Origin of the sequence: Janthinobacterium sp. 78, assembly GCF_003096775.1 — a bacterium.
Taxonomy (GTDB): Bacteria; Pseudomonadota; Gammaproteobacteria; order Burkholderiales; family Burkholderiaceae_D; genus Janthinobacterium; species Janthinobacterium tructae.
Map to the genome: position 1 here is coordinate 1841041 of NZ_QENT01000001.1, position 22514 is coordinate 1863554.

20 protein-coding genes are annotated in these 22514 nt (G+C 63.4%); 10 read left to right on the plus strand and 10 right to left on the minus strand.

Annotation, left to right across the window (positions count from 1 at the left end):
- Positions 1-32 precede the first annotated feature (32 nt).
- The 5 genes from C8C92_RS08225 to C8C92_RS08245 form a co-directional block, all read right to left on the minus strand.
- Positions 33-233, minus strand: a complete 201-nt coding sequence (locus tag C8C92_RS08225) for a DUF1656 domain-containing protein (protein WP_071078940.1) — start codon at positions 231-233, stop codon at positions 33-35.
- Positions 223-2361 carry an FUSC family protein gene (locus tag C8C92_RS08230; RefSeq protein WP_243420145.1) on the minus strand — a complete coding sequence of 713 codons (2139 nt, stop codon included), beginning with the start codon at positions 2359-2361 and terminating at the stop codon, positions 223-225. The genes C8C92_RS08225 and C8C92_RS08230 overlap by 11 nt, the downstream gene beginning before the upstream one ends.
- A gap of 10 nt (positions 2362-2371) precedes the next feature.
- Complete coding sequence (locus C8C92_RS08235) at positions 2372-2878, minus strand: MarR family transcriptional regulator (protein WP_099760264.1); 507 nt, start codon at positions 2876-2878, stop codon at positions 2372-2374.
- 72 nt (positions 2879-2950) lie between these two features.
- Complete coding sequence (locus tag C8C92_RS08240; protein WP_116743515.1) at positions 2951-4363, minus strand: efflux transporter outer membrane subunit; 1413 nt, start codon at positions 4361-4363, stop codon at positions 2951-2953.
- 123 nt (positions 4364-4486) lie between these two features.
- Positions 4487-4801 carry a DUF4148 domain-containing protein gene (locus tag C8C92_RS08245; RefSeq protein ID WP_116743516.1) on the minus strand — a complete coding sequence of 105 codons (315 nt, stop codon included), beginning with the start codon at positions 4799-4801 and terminating at the stop codon, positions 4487-4489.
- Positions 4802-5086: 285 nt separating this feature from the next.
- Between C8C92_RS08245 and C8C92_RS08250 the strand changes: the two genes are divergently transcribed.
- The 3 genes from C8C92_RS08250 (at position 5087) to C8C92_RS08260 (ending at position 6382) form a co-directional block, all read left to right on the plus strand.
- A complete protein-coding gene (locus C8C92_RS08250; protein WP_099760261.1) occupies positions 5087-5422 on the plus strand; it encodes a hypothetical protein in 336 nt (111 codons plus the stop codon).
- A gap of 66 nt (positions 5423-5488) precedes the next feature.
- The gene (locus tag C8C92_RS08255) at positions 5489-5806 is read left to right on the plus strand and encodes a hypothetical protein (protein WP_099760260.1); all 318 of its coding nucleotides are present in this window, start codon (positions 5489-5491) and stop codon (positions 5804-5806) included.
- A gap of 87 nt (positions 5807-5893) precedes the next feature.
- Positions 5894-6382, plus strand: a complete 489-nt coding sequence (locus C8C92_RS08260; protein ID WP_116743517.1) for a DUF2244 domain-containing protein — start codon at positions 5894-5896, stop codon at positions 6380-6382.
- Positions 6383-6387: 5 nt separating this feature from the next.
- On the opposite strand, the gene mgrA is transcribed toward C8C92_RS08260, so the two are convergent.
- Positions 6388-7428, minus strand: coding sequence for an L-glyceraldehyde 3-phosphate reductase (gene mgrA / locus C8C92_RS08265; RefSeq protein WP_099760258.1), 1041 nt, complete (start codon positions 7426-7428; stop codon positions 6388-6390).
- Positions 7429-7548: 120 nt separating this feature from the next.
- On the opposite strand from mgrA, the gene C8C92_RS08270 reads away from it, so the two are divergent.
- A complete protein-coding gene (locus C8C92_RS08270; protein ID WP_116743518.1) occupies positions 7549-9144 on the plus strand; it encodes a CYTH and CHAD domain-containing protein in 1596 nt (531 codons plus the stop codon).
- A 32-nt stretch (positions 9145-9176) separates the two neighbouring features.
- Here the strand turns inward: C8C92_RS08270 and C8C92_RS08275 are convergent, their stop codons facing one another.
- From C8C92_RS08275 to C8C92_RS08285, 3 genes are all read right to left on the minus strand, one after another.
- Positions 9177-9548: a lysozyme inhibitor LprI family protein gene (locus tag C8C92_RS08275; RefSeq protein WP_099760256.1), complete on the minus strand. Its 372-nt coding sequence runs from the start codon at positions 9546-9548 to the stop codon at positions 9177-9179.
- Positions 9549-9783: 235 nt separating this feature from the next.
- Complete coding sequence (locus tag C8C92_RS08280) at positions 9784-10362, minus strand: Fe-Mn family superoxide dismutase (protein WP_096234329.1); 579 nt, start codon at positions 10360-10362, stop codon at positions 9784-9786.
- A 210-nt stretch (positions 10363-10572) separates the two neighbouring features.
- Positions 10573-11592 (minus strand): substrate-binding domain-containing protein, encoded by a 1020-nt coding sequence (locus tag C8C92_RS08285; RefSeq protein WP_071078929.1) that lies wholly within the window; start codon positions 11590-11592, stop codon positions 10573-10575.
- Between the two features lie 311 nt (positions 11593-11903).
- On the opposite strand from C8C92_RS08285, the gene C8C92_RS08290 reads away from it, so the two are divergent.
- The 6 genes from C8C92_RS08290 to C8C92_RS08315 all read left to right on the plus strand — a co-directional run bounded on the left by C8C92_RS08290 (position 11904) and on the right by C8C92_RS08315 (position 20018).
- Complete coding sequence (locus C8C92_RS08290) at positions 11904-13193, plus strand: extracellular solute-binding protein (RefSeq protein ID WP_116743519.1); 1290 nt, start codon at positions 11904-11906, stop codon at positions 13191-13193.
- Positions 13194-13200: 7 nt separating this feature from the next.
- Positions 13201-14190 (plus strand): sugar ABC transporter permease, encoded by a 990-nt coding sequence (locus tag C8C92_RS08295; protein WP_243420146.1) that lies wholly within the window; start codon positions 13201-13203, stop codon positions 14188-14190.
- A complete protein-coding gene (locus C8C92_RS08300) occupies positions 14187-15005 on the plus strand; it encodes a carbohydrate ABC transporter permease (protein ID WP_096234333.1) in 819 nt (272 codons plus the stop codon). Before C8C92_RS08295 ends, C8C92_RS08300 begins: the two co-directional genes overlap by 4 nt.
- 32 nt (positions 15006-15037) lie before the next feature.
- Entirely contained in the window at positions 15038-16405 is a 1368-nt protein-coding gene (locus tag C8C92_RS08305) for a GH1 family beta-glucosidase (RefSeq protein ID WP_116743520.1), read from the plus strand.
- A 1-nt stretch (position 16406) separates the two neighbouring features.
- Positions 16407-17459, plus strand: a complete 1053-nt coding sequence (locus tag C8C92_RS08310; RefSeq protein ID WP_099760252.1) for an ATP-binding cassette domain-containing protein — start codon at positions 16407-16409, stop codon at positions 17457-17459.
- A 108-nt stretch (positions 17460-17567) separates the two neighbouring features.
- On the plus strand, positions 17568-20018 hold the full coding sequence (locus C8C92_RS08315) for a TonB-dependent receptor (protein ID WP_099760251.1): 2451 nt from the start codon (positions 17568-17570) through the stop codon (positions 20016-20018).
- Between the two features lie 138 nt (positions 20019-20156).
- On the opposite strand, the gene xseA is transcribed toward C8C92_RS08315, so the two are convergent.
- Positions 20157-21518 (minus strand): exodeoxyribonuclease VII large subunit, encoded by a 1362-nt coding sequence (xseA, locus tag C8C92_RS08320; RefSeq protein ID WP_116743521.1) that lies wholly within the window; start codon positions 21516-21518, stop codon positions 20157-20159.
- Between the last annotated feature and the right edge of the window lie 996 nt (positions 21519-22514).

Below are 22514 nucleotides of genomic sequence, written 5' to 3' on the forward strand. Positions count from 1 at the left end.
ATGGGGTTGAACAGTTTTTTTTATTTGCAGAGCTATTTGTACAGCGATAAGGTCAGCGCGCCGAAGATGGCGATGAAGATGCACAGCCGCGCCAGCGACGGGTGCCACACCATGCGGTACACGCCCAGCCAGCCCAGCACGCGGTCGAGCAGAGTTTGCAGGCCGATGCTGAGGATGAACAGCGGCAGCAGGGTAGGAATCAGAATTCCGAACAGGGCGAATTCACGCGGCATGGTGGTCTCCGGCGCCAGGCGCCATATGGTCGAGTAATGAGGTGTAGATCGAGTGCAGGTCGGCCAGCGCGGTCTGCAGGCGCGCGCTACGTTCGGCGCTTGCATCGACTTCCGTTTGGGCTGCGCGCACCACGGCGCCCGCCTGCAGGGTGGCGGCCAGCGCCGCTTGCAGTGCCGTGTCGCTGCGCGTGCGCAGCCAGCCGGCGATGTGTTCCACGCACTGCTGCAGCGCGTGGCGCGTGGCGCCCGGGCGGGCGGTTGCGATCAGTTCGCGCAGTTCGATCACGGAATGGCCGATTTCCAGCAGGGTCAAGGCCTGGCGCACGACGGCGCGCGTGGCCACGCCCGGCGCCGGTCCGGCCGCCGCATTGAGCTGGCTGAGGAGGTCGCGCACGCGGTTGTCGAAACGATGCTTGACTCGTCGCGCCGGTGCCGTGCACGCATGCAGCGCTTCGCGCCACAGGGCGCGGCCGATGTGGTCCTTGTGGCCCATCGTGTGCTCGGGCAGCAGCACGGCAAACACGAGGGCGGCCAGCATCAGGCCGACGATCAGCGCCATGCCCGTGTTCAAAAAGGCCGCGCCATCGACATGCATCACGTTCGCCGGCGCCATCTGCGTGATGAAAGTCGACACGCCCAGGCCCACGCCGAGCTTGGCGGGATTGGTCATCAGATACAGGCCGACGGCGAGGAACGGTGTAAAACTCAGTACCAGCATGGGGAAGCCGTCGCCGTGCACCAGCACGAAATACACGCAGACGAGCGACAGCGGCATGGCGATGAAAAAGCCCGTCAGCACTTGCCGGATCATCAGGATGGGGCGCGGCGAGGACGAGGCCAGCGCGCAGAACACGGCCGCCATCAGCATCGCCGTGCTGGCGTAGGGCCAGGCGAGGAAGTAGGCGCCCAGCGCCAGCAGGGCCAGGCTGATGGCCGCGCGCGCGCCGCTGGCGATGACCAGCGCGGGCGGCGTCTTCGGCGCATACGCCTGCGGCGTGCTTACTTCCAGCGGCGTGTCATGAACGAGGCTGAAATACACTTCGTGAAAGCGGCTCATGTCGCGCGCGAAGCGTTCGAGCAGTTCGCACACGGTGTCGAAGTCGATGCGCTGCGCATGCGCGACTGGCGCCGCGTCAATATCTGTGCGCGCCTGCGCCAGCGCCGTTTGCAGATACCGCTGCATGGTGTCGAGCGAGTCTTGCGACGGCGTCGCTTGCAGCGCCTCGGCGACGATGGCGTACAGGGGCGCGCACGCCTGCATGACCTGGGTTTCGCCATCGCGCTGCAGGCGGTCGAACAGGCGGTGGAAGGTATAGAAGGTGGTCAGCGCCGTCATGAAGGTGGCGTTGAAGGCGTGCAGCTTGCGGTTTTGCGCACGCACGTGACCCACTTTGCTGGTCACTTCGAACAGCGCGGCCGAGCGGCCCAGTTCCAGCGCCGCCACGTCGGCGGCAAACTGCAAATGCGTCAGTTCCACCTGCGCCGGCGTGAGCTGTTGCTGCAGCACGTCCTGGCAAAAGGTCAGAAATTTGCCATAGCGCGCCTGTACCGTGCGCATCACCTGCGTGCCCTGGTGACGCGGCAGCAGCACGCTGGAGACGACGGCCGAGCAGATGATGCCCAGGCCCACTTCGGCCACGCGCGTGACGGCCAGCGAGAACACCTGCATCGGCTGCTCGATGGCGGGCAGCACGATCATGCAGGCCGTGTAGCCGGCCAGCACGTACACATACGACTGGGCGTTGCGGTGCAGGGCCGAGCCGCTCGTGCACAGGCCCACCCACAGGGCCAGGCCGGCGAACAGCAGCACGGGCTGCTGCGGGAACAGGCCGATCAGGGTCAGCGCGGCCGTGCATCCGAGCAGGGTGCCGCACAGGCGGTAAAAGCTTTTTTCCAGCACCATGCCGCTGCTGGGCAGGGCCAGGATGATGGTGGTGGTCATCGCCGTGCTGGGCGAATCGAGGCCCAGGCGGTAGGCCAGCCACAGGGCGCAGAACGCGGCGATGAGAGTCTTGCCGACGTAGATCCAGCGTTCGCCTTCCGTCGTGCGCCAGTCTTGCAGCGCCAGCGCCAGCCAGTGGACCGCCCGGCTCAGGGGGCCATATGTAGGTGTTGTGGCTGGCGTCATCGATAGGCTATCAGTTCTGGTTGTTGAGATTATTCAGGTTGCGCAACTGGCGCACGTACAGCTTGTCGAGCACTTGCAGCTCTTCTTGCGTAAAGCCCTCGTACAGGGCCGAGGTTTCCTGGTACACGTCGGGCAGCGCCGTTTCGATCAGCGCGCGGCCCTTGTCGGTCAGCGAGATCATCACCGAGCGGCGGTCGCCGGGGCGCGTGCCGCGGTGGATCAGGCCGCGCGTTTCCAGGTCGTTGCAGACGCGCGTCAGGTTGGCCGGCTTTTCATGGCAGGCCATGCCCAGGGTGCAGGCGTTCGAGGTTTCGTCATCCGTGCCGTACAGCACGGCCAGCACCATGTAGCTGGCATCGACCAGGTCATGCTTTTTCAGCGCGGCATTGGTCAGGTCCTTCATGCCTTTTTGAATGTGGTACGTCATGCGCAGCAGGCGCATCAGTTCCATGGGGAAGCCTGGCATGCGCGTGCGGATGTTTTGCAGCCGCTTGGAGGTGGCGTCAAAAGCGGTCATGTCAATTCCTTCATGTGTGAATAAAGTTCCGATTGTATCTTGTTGAGCTAGGGCAATGCCAGGATTGCCACACTAGATGCCGCCTCCTAATGCATTCATCAAGGAAACGTACAGATCCAGTTCGCGCGCCCCATTTTGCGCCTGCTGCTGTTCTTCCGCCAGCAGTGCCACTTGCGTGTTGAGCATGGCGATGGCGTCGCTCATGCCCGCCTTGTAGGCCTTTTCCGCCAGGTCGCGTGCGCGCTGCGCCGTGGCCAGCGCCTGCACGGTCAGCTGGTGCTGCTTTGCCAGCGATTGGGCGCGGGTGACGGCGTTGGCCACGTCCGAGATGGCGTTGATGACGGTGGCGTTGTACTGCTCCACGGCGCCGTCGTACACGGCCGTCTGGCTGCCCAGCTGGGCGCGCAGGCGGGCGCCGGCAAAGATGGGCAGGCTCAGCGCGGGCGAGATGCCGCGGATGTCCGAGTTGGCGTCCAGAAAATGGCTGAAACCAAACGCCTGGAAGCCGGCAAAGGCCACCAGGTTGACGTTCGGGTAAAACTCGGCCTTGGCAGCGTCGATGCGCAGCGCCGCCGCTTCGACTCGCCAGCGCTGGGCGGCGATGTCGGGGCGGCGGCCGATCAGGTCGGCCGGCAGGGCGGCGGGAATGGCCAGCGGCTGGTCCAGGCGCAGCACGGGACGCGTGAGCGCCGCACCGGCGGCCGGACCCTTGCCCGCCAGGGCGGCCAGCTGGTTGCGCAGCAGGGCCAGCGACTCGGCCGACTGTTCCAGCTGGCGGCGGCCGGCGGGCAGGGTGGTTTCGATTTGCGCCACGTCAATGTCCGTGCCGATGCCGGCGGCCTTGCGCTGGCGCGTGATGTCGAGGATGCGCGCGCGCTGCGCCAGGCTGCGTTCGATCACGTCCTGCACCCGGAACTCATACGACAGCTGGATGTAGGTGCGCACCAGCGCCGTTTCCAGCGCCAGGCGGGCCATCTGCGATTCGGCCGATGCCAGTTGCACGTCGCCCAGGGCAGCGGACAGGGCGGCGCGGTTGCGGCCCCACAGGTCCAGGTCGTACGACGCGGTGACGGTAGCCTGGTTGCGCCAGGCGTAGTTGCCGGCCAGCGGCGCCGGCGTGCTGCCGTGCAGCGAATACAGTTCGCGGTTGATGGACACATTGGCCTCGGCCTGCGGGCGGGTCTTGTCTTGCGCCGCACCGGCCAGCGCCTCGGCCTGGCGCACGCGCGCCTGGGCGCCGCGCAGGGTAGGGCTGTCGGCCAGCGCCTGCTCCATCAAACGGTTCAATTGGGGGTCGTGCAAGTCTTGCCACCATTGCGCGCGTGGCCATTGTATGGCGGCGCTGGCGGCGGCATCCATGGCCTGGCTACCCTGCAGTTTATTGGCGTCGAGCATGGCCGATTGCGGCGCGATATGGCCCATGTCGGCGCAAGCGCTCAAGGCAAGGATCAGGCTGGCGGCAAGCAAACGGCGGTGCAGGGGCATGCAGGGACTCCGGGAGAGATCGTGTGGGGGGAATGCTGACAGCTCGCCGCGGGAGCTTCGGGAGTGGCCCGAGTGCTGCGCCGCAACTGAGTTGTTACTGACTGAAACCGGCTGACGGGTTTCTTATTGCACGACGTGCTTGGTCGTTTGCGCGACATCAAAGTCTGCTTCCGTTTGCGGGATCAGGCCAGCCTTGCGGGCGGCGTAGAACTCGGCCATGACTTGTTCGCGTGTCACTTTGCTGGCGGCGGTGGCCGGCATTTTCGGGTAGTCGACTTCGCTGGTGGCGATTTCGCCGGCGTTACGGGCGCGGATGTATTCGGCCGTGACCTGTTCGCGCGTGAGTTGCTCGCTGGTGGCAGGCGCGGCGCTTTGGGCGAAAGCCGAGGTAGCGGTGGTGATGGCAAACAATGCTGTGATGAGTGATTTGGCTTGCATGATGAAACTCCAATATGTGCATGATGGCTGGGTGGATGGGCCGGCTCGCCACGTACCGGTCGGTTCGGTGGCAAGGCGCTGGTGGGCGCCGTGCCGCCGATGAAGCAATTTCTGGGTGAGAAGATGCTTACTTGAATTAACTATAGCAATGAATAGTACATTTGTGAAGTAATTTATGAAAATAGTTGTGCGATGCCGCAATTCCCCAGAGGAGGTGCCGTGCAGGCGTGCGCCGCTGGCCGGTCCAGGGGAGTAAGCTGGTTTTTTGATCAACGGGAGTCAGCCATGAGCAGCAGCACACTCGATCCGGACAATTTGCCCGTCACTCCCGACCGCGTTCTGGGTAGCGGTCACGGCAAGGGCGCGCTGGGACCCAGCGACAGTTCCGACAGCGGCAGCGACATGCAGGGCGTGCCCGGCCAGGATGCGGAAGAGCTCGACAACGACAGCGATGCGGCCGGCACGGGCGAGCGGGCCGGCGTGGAACCGCACAACGGGGCACCCGATGGCGGCGACATCGACGTCGATCATGTCGAGCGCCTGGCGCCCGTGCCGCCGGCAGAGGAAGGCGAGGGCGAATTGTCGCCACGAATTACTATCTCTCCTGCGCCATCAGCGTAAAATGCAGGCAAGGCGGCGTGCGCGCCGCCAGGGCCAGCCGGCCGGCACAGGATAGGATGTCAGAGGATGCAAACGCAGATGTCGCAAGAGAAAGAAAAAGACTTGATGTCGATGTACCGCGAGACGCGGCTACGCGAGTTTTTTGGCATAAAAAGTAACACCAATCACCTGGCCTGGAGTTTGCTGGTGGTGTTGCTGGCGCTGGTGTTCTGGCTCGTCGTGGCCCTGGCGGCGGCGGAAAACCAACGCTATGCCCTGGCAACGAAGGCGTGCCAGGATCGCGTCTTCCCTGCGGAAATCGACATGTCTTGCCTGAGGCAGGTCAAGTCGCGCGATCATTGGTGGCAGCATGTGGGCCATGCGCTGCTGCGCATGGGCGCCTGAGCCGGGCGCAAGCTGGCTGAACGACCTGGCTGAGCCTGCGGCGGCGAAGGCCGCTGCGGTGATGGGGGAGAGAGTGCGGGAGGCATCATGCCACGCGATCACTCGCGCGAGCAGCCGCAATGGCTGCTGGCGCGCCACAGTGCCTTGACGGCGCGCCAGTTGCTGCGCGCCTATGGTTTGCTGTGCCTGTTTTCTCTGACGATTGCCGCCGCCTTTGCGCTGCGCGGCATCTGGACCATTCCCGTCTTTTCGTTCGCCGAACTGGGCCTGGTGGCCATCGCCCTGCTGCATTATCTGCGCCATGCGCGCGACTATGAGCACATCGCCCTGCGCGACGGCGAGCTGATCATCGAACAGGTCAGCGCCGGCCATTGCCGGCGCCACCACTTTTCGCCGTGGCGCACGCGCATCGCTGTGTCGCATGGGCCGCGCCAGTTGATACATATCAACGATACCGGTGCGGGCGGCGCGCAGGTGGACGTGGGCGTGTACGCCACGCCCGAGCGGCGCCGGCAGGTGGCGCAGGAACTGCTGGCCCTGTTGCCACCGCCAATGTCGCCGCCAGCGCCGCCGTGAACGCCTTACACGGCCCGCGACGGACCTTCCCACAGATTGATATGGCCTTCGCGCGCCTGCACGTCGATGGCGGCCAGCTCGTCGGCCGTGAACGTCAGTTGCTGCAGCGCGGCCACGTTTTCGCGGATTTGTGCGCTGCTGCTGGCACCGATCAGGGTCGACGTGACGCGGGGATCGCGCAGCACCCAGGCCAGCGCCATCTGCGCCAGGGTTTGCCCCCGCTGTGCGGCGATCTGGTTCAGGGCGCGCACGCGGGCCAGGTTCTCCGCGCTCAGGTGCTGTTGCGTCAGCGAACCGCCGCCTGGGCGGTTGACGCGCGCATCCTGCGGCACGCCGTCCAGGTATTTGTCGCTGAGCAGCCCCTGCGCCAGCGCCGTGAACGTGATGCAGCCCATGCCTTGCTCTTGCAGGGTGTCGAGCAAGCCGTCTTCCTCGATCCAGCGGTTGAGCATGTTGTAGGCCGGCTGGTGGATCAGACATGGCACTTTCCATTCTTTCAGCAGGGCGGCCGCCTCGGCCGTTTTTTGCGGCGAATACGACGACAGGCCCACGTACAGCGCCTTGCCCTGCTGCACGGCGCTGGCCAGTGCGCCCATGGTTTCTTCCAGCGGCGTGTCGGCATCGTAGCGGTGCGAATAAAAGATATCGACGTAATCGAGGCCCAGGCGCTGCAAGCTCTGGTCCAGGCTGGCCAGCACGTATTTGCGCGAACCGCCGCCCTGGCCGTACGGACCGGGCCACATGTCCCAACCCGCCTTGGTGGAAATGATCAGTTCATCGCGGTACGGTAAAAAATCGTCGCGCAGCAGCTTGCCGAAATTGCTTTCCGCGCTGCCATACGGCGGGCCGTAGTTATTCGCCAGGTCGAAGTGCGTGATGCCGAGGTCAAACGCGGTGCGCAGCATGTCGCGCTGGGAAGCGAGGCTGTTGCTATCGCCAAAGTTGTGCCACAGTCCCAGCGACAGCAGCGGCAGTTTCAACCCGCTGCGCCCGCAGGTACGATATGGCATGCTGTCGTAGCGGTTCTTGGCGGCGTGGTAGGTCATGGCATCTCCTTGTCAATGAATCGCCTATTTTGGCGCAAAATCAAGGTGTGCGTGCATGCGCCTTGCGCGCGACGGGACGCGCTTTACAATAAGCGTTGAGGAATCTCGCAAGGAGCGGTCATGGAAATCGAATTGAAATTGTTGCTGGCGCCGCAAGATGCCTCGCGCCTGTGCGCGCACCCGTTGCTGGCGCAGTCCGCGCAAGGGCCACTGGTGCTGCAGATGCACGATATCTATGTCGATACGCCCGATTTGCAGCTGTGCCGCCACCAGGCTGGCTTGCGCGTGCGCCAGGTGGACGGGCGCTGGGTGCAAACCCTGAAGGCGGGCGGCACGGTCAGCGGCGGCTTGCACAGCCGCCACGAATGGGAAGGCGAGGTGCCCGGGCCGCAGCCGGACCTCGCCGCACTCGACGCCGCCATCGGCCGCAAGCAGCCCATCCGCGCGCTGCTGCGCCAGGATGCCATCCGCGACGCCTTGCGGCCCGTGTTTACCACGCGCATCGAGCGCACCGTCTGGCAGTTGCGCACGCCGCAGGGCGACCAGATCGAATGCGTGCTGGACCAGGGCGTCATTGAACGCGGTGCGGACGGTGCCGATGGTGCCAATGGTGTCGATGGTGTGGGATACAGCGTGGCCGTCAGCGAGATCGAGCTGGAGTTGAAGCAAGGGCAGGCCGCCAGCCTGTTCGACGTGGCGCTGGCGCTGCTGCAGGAAGTGCCGCTGCAACTGGGCCACATGAGCAAGGCGGAACGCGGTTACCGCCTGGTCGCGCAGCAACCCTTGCGCGCCGTCAAGGCGCAGCCCCTGGCGCTGGACGCGGCGATGTCGGTGGAGCAGGCGTTCCTGGCCATCGCCGGCAATTGCCTGGAGCAGGTCAGCGGCAACCAGGATGGCGTGGCGGCGGGCGCGGATGTGGAAAGCGTGCACCAGATGCGCGTGGGCTTGCGGCGCCTGCGCTCGGCGCTGGGCATGTTCAAGTCCCTGCTGGCGCTGCCGGACGGCTTGAAGAACGAACTCGGCTGGTTGGGCGGCGCGCTGGGCGAGGCGCGCGACTGGGATGTGTTGGCTGGCAATACCCTGGCGCAACTCGATGGCGAGGCGCAAGCGGATGCGGCGGCGCTGGCAGCGGCGGCGCACGCGCAGGCACGCCTCAAGCACGTAGAGGCCGCCCAGGCCGTCACCTCGGCGCGCTGCACGGCTTGCATGCTGGGCTTGCAGCGCTGGCTGCAGGCGCGCGCCTGGCGCGACAGCTGTTCCGTGCGCCAGGTGCGGCGGCTGGACGCGCCCGTTTCCCCGTTTGCCCAGGCTACCGTGCGCAAGGACCAGCGCCGCCTGATGAAGCGCGGCAAGCGCCTGCTGCATGCCTCGCCGCAGCAGCGCCACCAGGTGCGCATCGCGGCCAAGAAGACGCGTTACGCGACGGAATTTTTTGCCTCGCTGTTTGCCGCGCGCACCGTGCAACCGTATGTGGGGCGCTTGTCGGCCCTGCAGGATGAATTGGGCTGGCTCAACGATGTGCAGGTGGCCGACCGGCTGCTGCAGCAATTGCCCGATGTCCAGGCCGACCAGGCTGACCCGTCCGCCCAGGATGGGCTGCGGCTGCACGCGGCCTTCATCCGCGGCTATCTGGCGGCGCGCGCGCAGGCGCAGGGCACCGATGGCCGCATGCACAAGGCCTGGCGGCGCTTCAAGGCGGCCCGCTTGCCGGCCTGAGCCTGCCCCGTCTGCGCCAGCGCAGCTTCAGTTCACAGTTTGCTGTTCTGGCAGCCGGCACTGACGCATTCGCGCACGCGGTCTTGCAGGAATTGCGCGCGTTCGATGGTGGTCTGGGTGGCGCAATCGAGGTTCACATAAAAGCCCGACGATTCGCGTTTGGAGCAATTCTGGTTGCGGTTGCTGATCCACGCCAGCTGACCTGATTTCAGCTTTTGCTTGCCGCTGGCATCGAGCTGGGCGCTCAGCTTCTTGTAGTTGGCGTTGAGTTCCTTGTCCGCTTCCTGGTACACCTTGTTCAGGCAATACAGGCCGTCGAAGTCGTTGCGCGGCGTGTCGCAGGCCGAGTTGGCGAAGGCGGAACCGGAGGCAAGGACGAGCAGGGCAAGCATGAATTTTTTCATTGTTTTCTTTCAACAAGGGATGGCGGCGAAGCTGGCCGATGAGCACGGGCGTGCGCTTGCGCATCTTATAACATTCTGCATGCCGATCTTGTTCGTTTGACCAGTGCCTGCCGCCCACATGTACTTTCTGCGTGGACATAAAAAAAGCCCGCGCTCGCAAGCGCAGGCTTCTTTCCAGGACACGTCACAGCGGCGCAGGCCGCCGGTCCGTGCGTTTTACGTTGTCAGGAACCGCTTACGCGAAGTTCTTGGCAACGAATTCCCAGTTGACCAGGCCCCAGAACGTTTCCACGTACTTGGCGCGCAGGTTGCGGTAGTCGATGTAGTAAGCGTGTTCCCAGACGTCGCAGGTCAGCAGTGGCTTGTCGCCGGTGGTCAAAGGGCAGCCGGCATTCGAGGTGTTGACGATGTCGACGGAACCGTCGGCTTTTTGCACCAGCCAGGTCCAGCCCGAACCGAAGTTGCCCACGCACGACTTGGTGAACTCTTCCTTGAACTTGTCGAACGACGACCATTTGGCGTTGATCGCGTCCGCCACGGCACCGGTAGGAGCGCCACCGCCGGCCGGCTTCATGCCGTTCCAGTAGAAGGTGTGGTTCCATACTTGCGCCGCATTGTTGAAGATGCCGCCCGACGATTTCTTGATGATGTCTTCCAGCGACAGGTTCTCGAACTCGGTACCCTTGATCAGGTTGTTCAAGTTGGTGACATACGCCTGGTGATGCTTGGCATAGTGGTATTCCAGGGTTTCTTTCGAAATATGCGGCGCCAGAGCGTCCATTTCATACGGCAGTGGTGGCAGAGTATGTTCCATGTGATGTCCCTTTATGGTGAGTGTTCGGAGTCTTCCGGCCGGGGCCGGAGGGTTGAGCCTTGCGTGCTTGAACCAAGCATTCTTGCTGAACGAGCCACTATTGTAAAGCGGATGCGCCATTGCTGCAGATTCCCACACGCGTCGTGGATGCCGTTGGCGTAGTGATTCTCGTTTAGCTTGAATCGGGCGCTGTGTGCCCATCCGCAAGCCTCAGCGGATGCGGCGGGTGGTCTCGCGTACGATGAGTTCCAGCGGCGGAATGGCCGCCTGCACGGCTTCGCCATTGATCAGTCCCAGCAGCGCTTCGGTGGCGATGCGGCCGATGTCGTACAGCGGCTGGTGGATGGTCGTCAGCGGCGGCGTCGTGTAAGACGAGCCGGGCAAGTCATCGAAGCCGACGAGCGAGATATCGTCGGGCACGCGGATGCCCTTGCGGTACAGGCACAGGCGCACGCCGTAGGCGGACAGGTCGTTGGCGGCGAAGACGGCGCTGAATTGCTGCTGCGTATCGAACAAATGGTTCATGGCCAGCATCCCGCTTGCCTCGTGGAAATCGCCTTCCACCATCAGCTTCGGATCGATGGCGATATCCGCTTCGCGCAGCGCGCGCTGGTAGCCCGTCAGGCGCTCGGCCGCATCCGTGTTGTTGGCGGGGCCGGAGACAAAGGCGATGCGGCGGTGTCCCAGTTCCACCAGGTGGCGCACGGCCAGGTAGGCGCCGTATTCGTTGTCGAGCTTGAAGCCGATGGCGCTTTTCGTCGCCAGCAGGCGGCCCGTCGAGACGATGGGCCGCTGCTGCGAGAAATCGAGCACGCTCTGGTCCGAGATGCGTCCGGACAGCAGGATGATGCCGTCGACCTTCCGCGCCAGCAGCAAACGGATGCGGTCGGCCTCTTCCTGCGCATTCCAGTGCCCGCTGACGATGACGGAGGCATAGCCCGTGTCTTTCAAGCCGTCGTCCACGCCGCGCAGGCTTTCATCGAAGAAGGGGCTGGAAATATCCTGCACCACGATGCCGATGGTCATCGAGCGGCCCTTTTTCAGACCCTGCGCCATCTGGTTCGGCGCAAATTTCATGTGCGCAATCGCCGCCAGCACAGCGTCGCGCTTGTCGTCGGAGACCCTGGCCGTGCCGTTCAGAATGCGCGAGACGGTGCTGGGCGAGACGCCAGCCTGGCGGGCCACGTCGAGCAGGGTGGAAGGGGGAGCAGCGTGGGCGCTATCGTTCAAGGTGATTCCTGGGTATCAAGATGGCTGGTTGTCAGTGCTCTGAAAACCTTTTCAGTGAAAGATTACCATAAACGGCCAAAAGGACGTGGGTCGGCGTCTGAAAACGTTTTCATAAAAAGCCACAGTTTTTTCAAGCGCCATTTTTCCCGCTTTTCATAGGAGAAGGGGCAGTGTCGGCAGCATGTCGGTCAGCCATCTTAAAATAAATGACAACTTTTTCGGTTGACTTGATTTTCGTTGCGGTGTTAAATGGATACATGTTGTGAAAACGTTTTCAAGATAGAAGACGCTCAATAAACGGAGATGAAATAATGAAGTCAAGCATACTTGGCGCCGCCCCTCTGGCCGCGCTGACCCTGGCCGCCAGTGTGGCCGCCGCGCCCGCAGCCGTCCCGCCTGCCGCCGTCCTGCCGGCGCTGGTCCCGGCGACCATCACTGTCGCCTCCTTCCCCGACCTGGACCGCGCCGTCAAGACGGCCTTGCCCTTGTGGGAAAAGCTGTACCCGCAAGTGAAGGTCAAGCTGGTCAGCCTGCAGATCGACGACCACCACAACTCGATGACGACGGCGCTGGCGGCTGGCGCGCGCCTGCCCGACGTGATGGCCATCGACTTCCGCTATGTCGGCAGCTTCGCCGAATCGAAGGGCATGGAAGACTTGCTGCAGCCGCCTTACGGGGCAGGGCAGTACCGCGCCCAGTTCGTGCCGTTCACCTTCGTGCAGGCGACCAGTTCGCGCGGCACCCTGGGCGCGATGCCGGCCGACCTGGGGCCGGGCACCCTGTTCTACCGCAAGGACTTGATGGACAAGGCGGGCATCAAGGAAAGCGATTTGACGGCTTCGTGGGAATCGTACATCGCCGCTGGCAAGAAGCTCAAGGCCGCCACCGGCACCTATCTGCTGGCCGGCGCCAGCGACCTGGCCGACATTTATATACGCGCCAATCTGAAGGATGGCGAAGGCATCTATTTCGGCGACAAGGGCCAGGTGCTGGTCGACTCGCCCCGTTTCGTGAAAGCCTTCGAACTGGCCAAGGCGGCGCGCGTGGCGGGCATCGACGCGCGCACCGTGGCCTGGACGGGTGAGTGGGCCGAAGGCTTCAAACGCGACAAGGTGGCCAGCCAGATGATGGGATCGTGGCTCAGCGGCCACCTGGCCAAGTGGCTGGCGCCGGCGTCCGCCGGCCAGTGGCGCGCGGCGAATCTGCCGGCCGGCGCGCTGGCGTCGTATGGCGGCTCCTTTTACGGCATCCCGAAAAAGGCCAGCAACAAGGTGCAAGCCTGGGAATTCATCAAGTTCATGACCGTCAACAAGGATATCCAGCTGCACTCCCTGAAAGAGATCGGCGCCTTCCCGGCCCTCAAGGCGGCGTATGCGGACCCGATGATGGACGAGCCGCAGGCGTATTTCGGCGGCCAGAAAACGCGTTTGCTGGCGCGCGACACGGCGGCGAAGATTCCCGTCATCCGCGTCGACAAGTTCGACGCCGTGGCGCGCGACATCGTCAACATGGAACTGGAAAGCGTGCTGGCGCAAAACAAGGATATCAAGACGGCGCTGGCCGACGCCAAGGCCCTGATCACCCACCGCGCGCGGCGCTAGGAGCAGCATGACTACCTCCATGCCTTGTACCGAGGGCGCGCCCGCTGCTGCTGCGGCGCGGCCCGCCAGAAAGCGCTACAACATGAAGCAGTGGGCGCCGTATATTTTCATCAGCCCCTTCTTCATCCTGTTCGCCGTCTTCAGCCTGTTCCCGCTGCTGTTTTCCATCTATTTGTCGTTCAACCAGTGGGAAGCGGCCAGCGGCGTGGAAGCCATGCAGTGGGTGGGCCTGGACAACTACAAGTACGCGCTGAGCGACCCGTGGTTCTTGCGCTCGCTGGGCAACACGCTGTGGCTGGCGCTGGCCTCGGGCGTGCCGCAGCACCTGGTGGCCATTCCGCTGGCAGCCTTCATCCACAACAGCTTCAAGCGCTCGCGCAACCTGGTGATCGGGATTTACTTTTTACCGTTCATCACCTCCAGCGTGGCCATCGCCATGGTCTTCAATACGCTGTTTTCGCGCGACTATGGGCAGATCAATGTGCTGCTCCAATGGTGCGCCAGCCTGCCGCTGGTCGGCGGCTTGTTCCCTGCCGAATCGATCGACTGGCTGGGCAGCTCGCTGTTCATCAAGCCGGCCGTTGCCTTCGTCATTTTCTGGCGCTACCTGGGCTGGAACCTGGTGCTATATCTGTCCGCGCTGCAGGTGATCCCGAAAGATCTGTACGAAGCAGCTACTATCGATGGCGCCTCGAAACGCCAGCAATTCTGGTATATCACCCTGCCGCAGCTGCGCCCCATGATCTACCTGGCCGTCACGCTCACCATCATGGGCAATCTGCAGCTGTTCGAGGAACCGTTCGTGCTGGTGGCCGAATCGAGCGGCGTGAGCCAGTCGGTGATGACGACGGCCATCTTCGTCTACAAGACGGCGTTTTCCTCGGGCGACTTCGGCACGGCGTCGGCCATTTCCTGGCTGCTGTTCCTGATCATCGCCAGCACCACCTGGGTGAATAACCGCATCTTCAGCCGCAACGAGCGCAGGGAGGCCAAATGAAAACTACCCGCTGGACGGCCTACGCCATGGTGGCCATCGGCGCCCTGATCATGGTCGCGCCGTTTTACTTCATGTTCGTCTTTGCCACGCACACGAGCGCCGAGATCTACAGCCTGCCGCCGCCGCGCTGGTTCGGCACCGCCCTGCTGAATAACATCGAGCTGCTGCAGGAGCGCCTGCCGTTCTGGCGCAATATCGGCATCAGCCTGTACGTGGCCCTGATGACCACCGCGCTGACTTTATTCTTTTGCTCGCTGGGCGGCTATGCGTTCGCCATGTACGAGTTCCGCTTCAAGCGGCCCCTGTTCACCCTGGTGATGGCGTCGATGATCATCCCGTCTTTCATGAACATGATCCCGACCTTCATGCTGATGGATTTCCTCGGATGGCTGGACCAGCCGCGCGCCCTGTACGTGCCGGGAGCGGCCGGCGCGCTGGGTATCTTCCTGATGCGCCAGTACATCGGCACGGCCATTCCGAGGGACCTGATCGAGGCGGCGCGCATCGACGGCTGCGGCGAATTCGCCATCTACTGGCGTGTCGTGCTGCCGCTGATCGGCCCCGCCATGGGCACCCTGGGCCTGATCACCTTCATCAACTCGTGGAACAACTTCATCACGCCGCTGGTCGTCATGCGCTCGGTCGAGAACTATACGATCCCGCTGGCCCTGCGCAGCATGCAGGCGCCGAACAACACGGAGTGGGGCGCGCTGATGACGGGCGCCGCCATCGCCGTGTTGCCGCTGCTGCTGATGTTTTTTGTCGCCTCGAAGCGTTTAATTGAAGGACTGACCCAGGGCGCCGTCAAAGGCTGATCCACACATTTATCTCAACCCCTCACACTGACATGACCACCATGCATAACGACGACACCGATACCAACTTTCCCGCCACCTTCACCTGGGGCGTGGCCACCAGCGCCTACCAGATCGAGGGCGCAGCCGCCATCGACGGCCGTGGCCCGTCCATCTGGGATACCTTCAGCCATGCCGACGGCAAGATCATCGACGGCAGCAATGGCGACGTGGCCTGCGACCACTATCACCGCTATGCCGAGGACGTGGAGCTGATCGCCAAGCTGGGCGTGAACGCCTACCGTTTTTCCATGTCCTGGTCACGGGTGCAGCCGACGGGGTCCGGCGCCTGGAACGAGGCCGGCTTCGACTTTTATGCGCGCCTGCTCGACGCGCTGGCCGCCAAGGGCCTCGATGCCCATCTGACCCTGTACCACTGGGACTTGCCGCAAGCCTTGCAGGACGAGGGCGGCTGGCTCAATCGCGCCACCTGCTACCACTTCGCCGCCTATGCGGCCGAGGTGGCGCGGCGCTTCGGCCATAAGGTCGCCAGCATCGCCACGCATAACGAACCGTGGTGCACGGCCGTGCTGGGCCACGGCACGGGCCAGTTCGCCCCCGGCATGGCCGACCCGGCCGCCGCCGTGCAAGTGTCGCACCACTTGCTGCTGTCGCACGGCCTGGCCATGCAAGCCATGCGCGCCGTGAATGTGCCGGCGAAACTGGGCATCGTGCTCAATCAATGGACGGCCACGCCGGCCACCGACAGCGCCCAGGACCGCGCGCTGGCCGACCTCGAATATGCGCGCTCGGTGCAGTGGTATATGGACGCCATCTTCAAGGGCCGCTACCCGGCGCTGGCCCTGAAACACCCGGATGCTTCCGCTTTGGCCATCTTTGAAAACGATTTCATAGATATTAAACAGCCCATCGATTTCCTCGGCGTGAACTACTACACGCGCGCTTTCATGAGCGCCGAGACGCCGCCGCGCAAGCCCGAGTGCAAGCTCGGCGTCAACGACATGGGCTGGGAAACCTATCCGCAAGGCTTGACGGAACTGCTGGTGGGCCTGCACCGCGAGTACCGGCTGCCGCCCGTCTACATCACGGAAAACGGCATGGCCGTGGCCGACAAGCCCGTCGATGGCAAGATCCACGATGCGCCGCGCATCGAATACGTGCAGCTGCACCTGGACGCCTTGCGCGCCGTGATCGCGCAGGGCATCGACGTGCGCGGCTATTTCTACTGGAGCCTGATGGACAACTTCGAGTGGAACTCGGGCTACGCCAAGCGCTTCGGCATGCTGTATGTCGATTACGCCACGCAGCAGCGCAGCTTCAAGGACAGCGCCCTGTGGTACCGCGATTTTATTATCGCCCAGCGCGCGTCCCATGCCGTTGCCCTGGCCGGGGAGCACTGACATGGCCGCCATTTCCCTGCGCGGCATCCGCAAGACCTACGGCGACGGCCCGGAAATCGTCAAGGGCCTGGACCTCGATATCCATGACGGCGAATTCATGGTCTTCGTCGGGCCGTCCGGCTGCGGCAAGTCGACCCTGCTGCGCATGATCGCGGGTCTGGAGGATATTAGCGCGGGTCAGCTGCGCATCGGCGACCTGCTAGCCAACGACGTGGCGCCGGCCGAGCGGGGCATCGCCATGGTCTTCCAGAGCTACGCCCTGTATCCGCACATGACGGCGCGCGACAACATGGGCTTTGCCCTCAAATTGGCGGGCCAGCCGGAAGCCGAGGTGCGCGCGGCCGTCGGCAAGGTGGCGGAGATTTTGCAGATCACGCACCTGCTCGACCGCAAACCCAAGGCCTTGTCCGGCGGCGAGCGCCAGCGCGTGGCCATCGGCCGCTCCATCGTGCGCCAGCCCAAGGTGTTTTTGTTTGACGAGCCGCTGTCCAATCTCGATGCCTCGCTGCGCGTGCAGACGCGCATCGAGCTGGCCAAGCTGCACCAGGAACTGGGCACCACCATGATCTATGTGACGCACGACCAGGTCGAGGCCATGACCCTCGGTGACAGGGTCGCCGTCTTCCACGGCGGCCACCTGGAGCAGGTGGGCGCGCCTTTGGACCTGTACCGCCATCCGGCCAGCCAGTTCGTGGCCGGCTTCATCGGCGCGCTGCGCATGAACTTTTTGCCGTGCGCCGCCGTGCCGGCACTGGCCAGCCAGCTCGGTGGCGAGGCCGGCATGCTGGTCGGCATACGCCCCGAGCATTTGCGCCTGGTGCCGCGCCATGAGGGCTACGGCGCCACGGTCACGCTGATCGAGCAGCTGGGCGACGCGCAGATCATCCACGCGACGCTTGATGGACGCATCGACGGCGGCCCGCATGCGGTGGCCATCAAGCTGCATGGCGAGGCGCGCCACGCGCTGGCGCAGGGCAGCGCCATCGGCTTCGCGCCGGAAGAGGGGCATGCCTTTCTATTCGACACGGCCGGGCGCGCCGTGGCCACCCATTGACCCCGCACGGAGGCGACATGACTTCAGATTGACACCCAAAAAAATGTGCAGCAATAGCCAAAGAGCTATGTGATCATCATTCAACCAGCGGTACAGGAGACAACAATAATGCAACAGCTCAAACGCAATACCATCGCCCTCAGCCTGGCGCATGCGACCTTCGCCCAATTCATCTTGCTGGGCAGCGGCGCCGCGCTGGCACAGGACACAGCAGCCACTGACGCGGCAAAACCGGCCGCCGAACAGATGGACCGCATCGTCGTCACGGCCACGCGCCGCAACACCTTCGTGCAGGAGACGCCGCTGGCCGTCACCGCCTTCAACCAGGACACCCTGCAAAACAATCAAGTGAAAGATCTGGCCTCGCTGGCGACCATGGTGCCGAGCCTCGTCGTCGAGCAGCATGGCGACTCGGGCGGCGTGCACGTCTACATGCGCGGCGTCGGTTCGGCCAACCACACGGAGCTGGGCGACCCGGCCGTCGCCTTCTATGTCGATGGCGTGTATTCGCCGCGCCCCCAGGGCGCCACGGCGCTGATGTATGACTTGAGTCACGTCGAGGTGGCGCGCGGACCGCAGGGTACCCTGAACGGACGCAATTCGACGGCGGGTGCCGTCAACCTCGTGTCGGCCGCGCCGAGCACGGCCAAGTTCATGGGCTCGGCCGGCATCACCGTGGGCGACAAGCGCCACCTGCAGACGCAGGGCATGCTCAATATCCCGTTGTCCGACGACGTGGCGCTGCGCATCGCCGCCATCAAGGATAGTCACGACGGCACGGTGGACTTCCGCCGCGGCTCGAACGTCATGCCGGGCACGGCCAAGTATGGCGCCGGCGACCAGATGGGCGTGCGCGCCTCGCTGCTGTGGAAGTTCACGCCGCAGCTGCGCGGCACCTTCATCGCCGACTACTTCCTCGACCAGGGCGCCGGCAACGTCTACCTGGCAGCCGAACCGAAGCCGGGCGAGAAGCTGCGTTCGGCCCTGATCGACACGCCGGGCACCCTGGACCAGTCGATTTTGACCTACAAGGGCAAGCTCAATTACAAGCCGACCGATGCGCTGGACTTCACGTACCTGGGCAGCTGGAGCCGCTACAAGCGCCAGAACAGCAACGACTCGGATGCGGGCCTGTTCCCCGGCTTCAAATCGGAAAACCGCACCGACTGGGCGCAGTTCGACAGCTATTCGCACGAGCTGCAGGCGCGCTCGGACGACGATGCGCCGTTCCAGTGGGTGGCCGGCCTGTTCCTCTTCAATGAAAAGAACAAGGTGCGCTTCGATATCGACCGCAGCCAGATTTCGCAGGCGGCCGTGCAGCAGGATATCGCCAACGGCGCCGTGATTTTCGTGCAGCCGACCGTGGGCCAGTATGCCTCGGCCATGTCCTTCATTCAGGGCGACCGCCAGCTCAAATCGAAAGCCGTGTTCGGCCAGGTCAGCCAGCAGCTGACCGATACGCTCAAGCTGACGGCCGGCGCGCGCTACACGAAAGACCACAAATTCGATATCGGTGGCAAGAACTGGGCCTGCCCGAACTGGCCCGCGAATACGCCGCTGGGCACCACGGTCCTCACTGCCGACCAGCTGCGCCAGCTGGTCACGCCCGGAACGGGCCTGGCCAACACGCACAATATCGGACCCGGTGGCGCCATCACGGCGGCCAGCTGCGGCAATACGCCGGGCGACAATACGGCCGACCTGAAATACGGTCAGGCCACCTGGCTGGGCCGCATCGAGTACAAGCTGCGTCCGGACATTTTGCTGTTCGGTTCCGTGACGACGGGCTTCCATTCGCCGGCCATCGGCGACGGCGGCGCCACCACCAAGCCGGAAAAGCTGACCAGCTATGAAATCGGCTTCAAGTCGGACTTGCTGAACCGCGAACTGACCCTGAACCTCGACGCGTTTTTGATGAAGTACAAGGACAAGCTCGAATCGCAAGTGGTCAACAGCGTGCTGGCCAACTTCAATGCGGCTGGCGCCACCGTCAAGGGCCTGGAAGCGGAGTGGGTGTGGCGGCCAACGAAGGTCGACCGCCTGACGGGCAACGCCACCTGGCTCAAAGCCGTGTACGATGATTTCATGTCGTGCGACGTCGACGCGGCGCGCGCGAATGGCCAGTCCTGCGGCTCGACGGCGCCACTGGTGAACGTGGGCGGCAGCACCATGAAGCATGCGCCGAAGTTTTCCACGACCGTCCAGTACGAGCATGATTTCAATGTTGCCGGCGGCCAGCTCACGCCGCGCGCCTCGGTGCACTATGAAACCATGTCGTACGTGGGTGCGGGGGCCTTCAACGGCGACGTGCCGGGCCATGCCGGCGTCAAGCGCCAGGAAGCCTACACCACGCTGGACCTGAGCCTGCGCTTCCAGCCGGCGAACAAGGCCTATACGGTGGAAGCGTTCGTGCAGAACGCCACGGACAAGGCGGTCAAGCTGGACGTCAATGAAATCTGCACGGACGTGGGCATGCCATGCCAGCCCACACAGCAGATCTACGGCGCCTTCTACAACGCGCCGCGCACGTTTGGTGCGCGCGTGTCGATGAAGTTCTGATGTTGTTAACCCCAACGGCAAAAGAGCTGGGGTCGGACCCTGAGGGTCCGACCCCCGGGTTTGCTTCTGGGGTTACATCAACAGTATTTGGCAGCTCTCAGTAGCATGTTTTGGCCGGGTGACGACACCCGGCCTTTTTTATTCCAAAGTGGCTTGCACGCTGGCGATGCCGATCTGCGCGCTGCCTTCGGCCAGGCGCACATTGACGTTCTGGCGCGCCTGCAGCTGCGCCGGCGAGCGCACGATATTCCCCTTTTCGTCGCGCAGGATGGCGTAGCCGCGTTCCAGGGTGCGCTGCGGATTCAACAGTTCCAGCTGCGCGGCCAGGCCGTCGAGGCGGTGGCGCCGCTGCGTCACCAGCTGCGCCATGGCCGCGCCGCCGCGCCGCTGCATGTCCACCAGGCGGGCGCGCGGCGCCGTGACGTCGGGCCGCAAGGCGACCCAGCGCGAACGCAGGCGTTCGAGCGCGTACTGCGACTGGTTCACGGGCGCGCGCGCCGCATGCGTCATGGCCGTCGACAGGGCCAGCAGCTGCAAACGCTGCTGCTGCAGCTGCGCCTTCGGGTTGAGTAGGCGGCGGCTGTGGCGGTCCAGCGTCTGCGCCGCGTCGTCGAGGCGGCGGCGCATGGCGCGGCGCAAGTCGGCCGCATCGGCGCGCAGGGAGGTCAGCCAGTCGGCGCGCGGCGTGGCCGCCAGTTCGGCCGCCGCCGTCGGCGTGGCCGCGCGCAGGTCGGCCGCGAAGTCGGCGATGGTGAAATCGGTCTCGTGGCCCACGCCGCTGATCACGGGCATGGAGCAGTCGGCGATCGCATGGGCCACGGCTTCATCGTTGAACGACCATAAATCTTCGATACTGCCGCCGCCACGGCATACCAGCAGCACGTCGCATTCGGCCCTTGTTGACGCCGTGCGGATGGCGTGCGCGATTTTTTCCGGCGCCTGCTGGCCCTGCACGGGCGTGGGGTAGAGGATGATGGAGACGTGTGGCGCGCGGCGCTTGAGCGCGATCAGTACGTCGCGCAGGGCGGCCGCCTGCGGGCTGGTGACGATGCCGATGCTGCGCGCGAACATGGGGATGGCGCGCTTGCGTTCCTGGTCGAACAGGCCCTGCGCGGCCAGTTTTTCCTTCAGGCGCTGGAACGCTTCATACAGGGCGCCCACGCCGGCGCGGCGGATGGCTTCCACGTTGATCTGGTAATCGCCGCGCGCGCCGTACAGGGTGACGAGGGCGCGCACTTCGACCTTGTCGCCTTCGCGTGGCGTGAAGCCGGCAAACTGGGCGCGGCCACGGAACATCACGGCGCGCACCTGGGCGCCGTCATCCTTGAGGGTGAAGTACCAGTGGCCGGAGGCGGCGCGCGTGAAGTTGGAAATCTCGCCGGCGATCCAGGTTAGGGGAAACGAGCGTTCGAGCAGGCGCGCGACGGCCTGGTTCAGGGCGCTGACGGTCAGCACGGGCGGGGCGGCAAAGCCGCTGTCAGTCGGGGTGTCGTTCATCATCTGGCAAGGGGAAAGAAGCAAGCTGTCCACATATTATCGGCGAGGTCATGCTTATGTCATATATCGCGCAAAACAACAAGTTCTATTTCTAAGTATTTGATTTCATGCAGAATTCCCGTATGCCTGATTTGCGTGCACAGGGAAAAAAACCTTTAATATCAAGCACATCAGTGCAGCCACTGCCACTTACGCACAAAGTTATCCACAGAAAGTGTGCGGAACTTTTTGCCTTGGACAATTGTTGCCGGATAGGCCCCTTTCGGCAAAGGAAAATGCCCTGCTACATTTTTGCGCACGGAAATAAAGTACATAGGAATCAAGCGCTTAGTATCGCATGCCTGGCCTTGCGCACAATCTTATCCACAAAAAATGTGCAGAACTCTGGCGCAGCGCCGGCATTATCCACTGAAACGGCCATGGCATGGCTTGCCTGAATTTTACGCAGCATAAAAATAACCATATAAATCAAGGGTGTAGCATCCAGGTATACGCCTTGCTCACAATCTTATCCACAGAATGTGTGCAAAACTGCCTAAACCGTTTCGTGGTTTGTCCGGGTTCTCCACGGCATGCACAGGCTGCGTTGCTGCCTTATTTTTGAGCATTGAAAAAAACTCCTTTTAAATCAAGGGTCTTGCAGGGAGTCAATCGGCTTGCTCACAATCTTATCCACACTTTATGTGTGGAACTGTATTGGCGATGGAAAAGTAGTGTTTGACGATGGGTTTTGGCCTGAAAACCTGCGCTTTTCAGGCCCTGCTACATTTTTATGCAGGGCAATAAAAACGATATAAATCAAGGTACTTGGCGTCTATTCTTGCGCTTGCGCACAATCTTGTCCACAGATTGTGTGCAGAACTTTGACGCTGGAAATGCCGCATGTTTCGCTCTGCTTGCCACTTTTTTGTGCATTGATTTAATATCCTTTAAAATCAATGGCTTAATTAAATTCCTCGGCTTTGCGCACAATCTTGTCCACAGTTAATGTGCAGAACT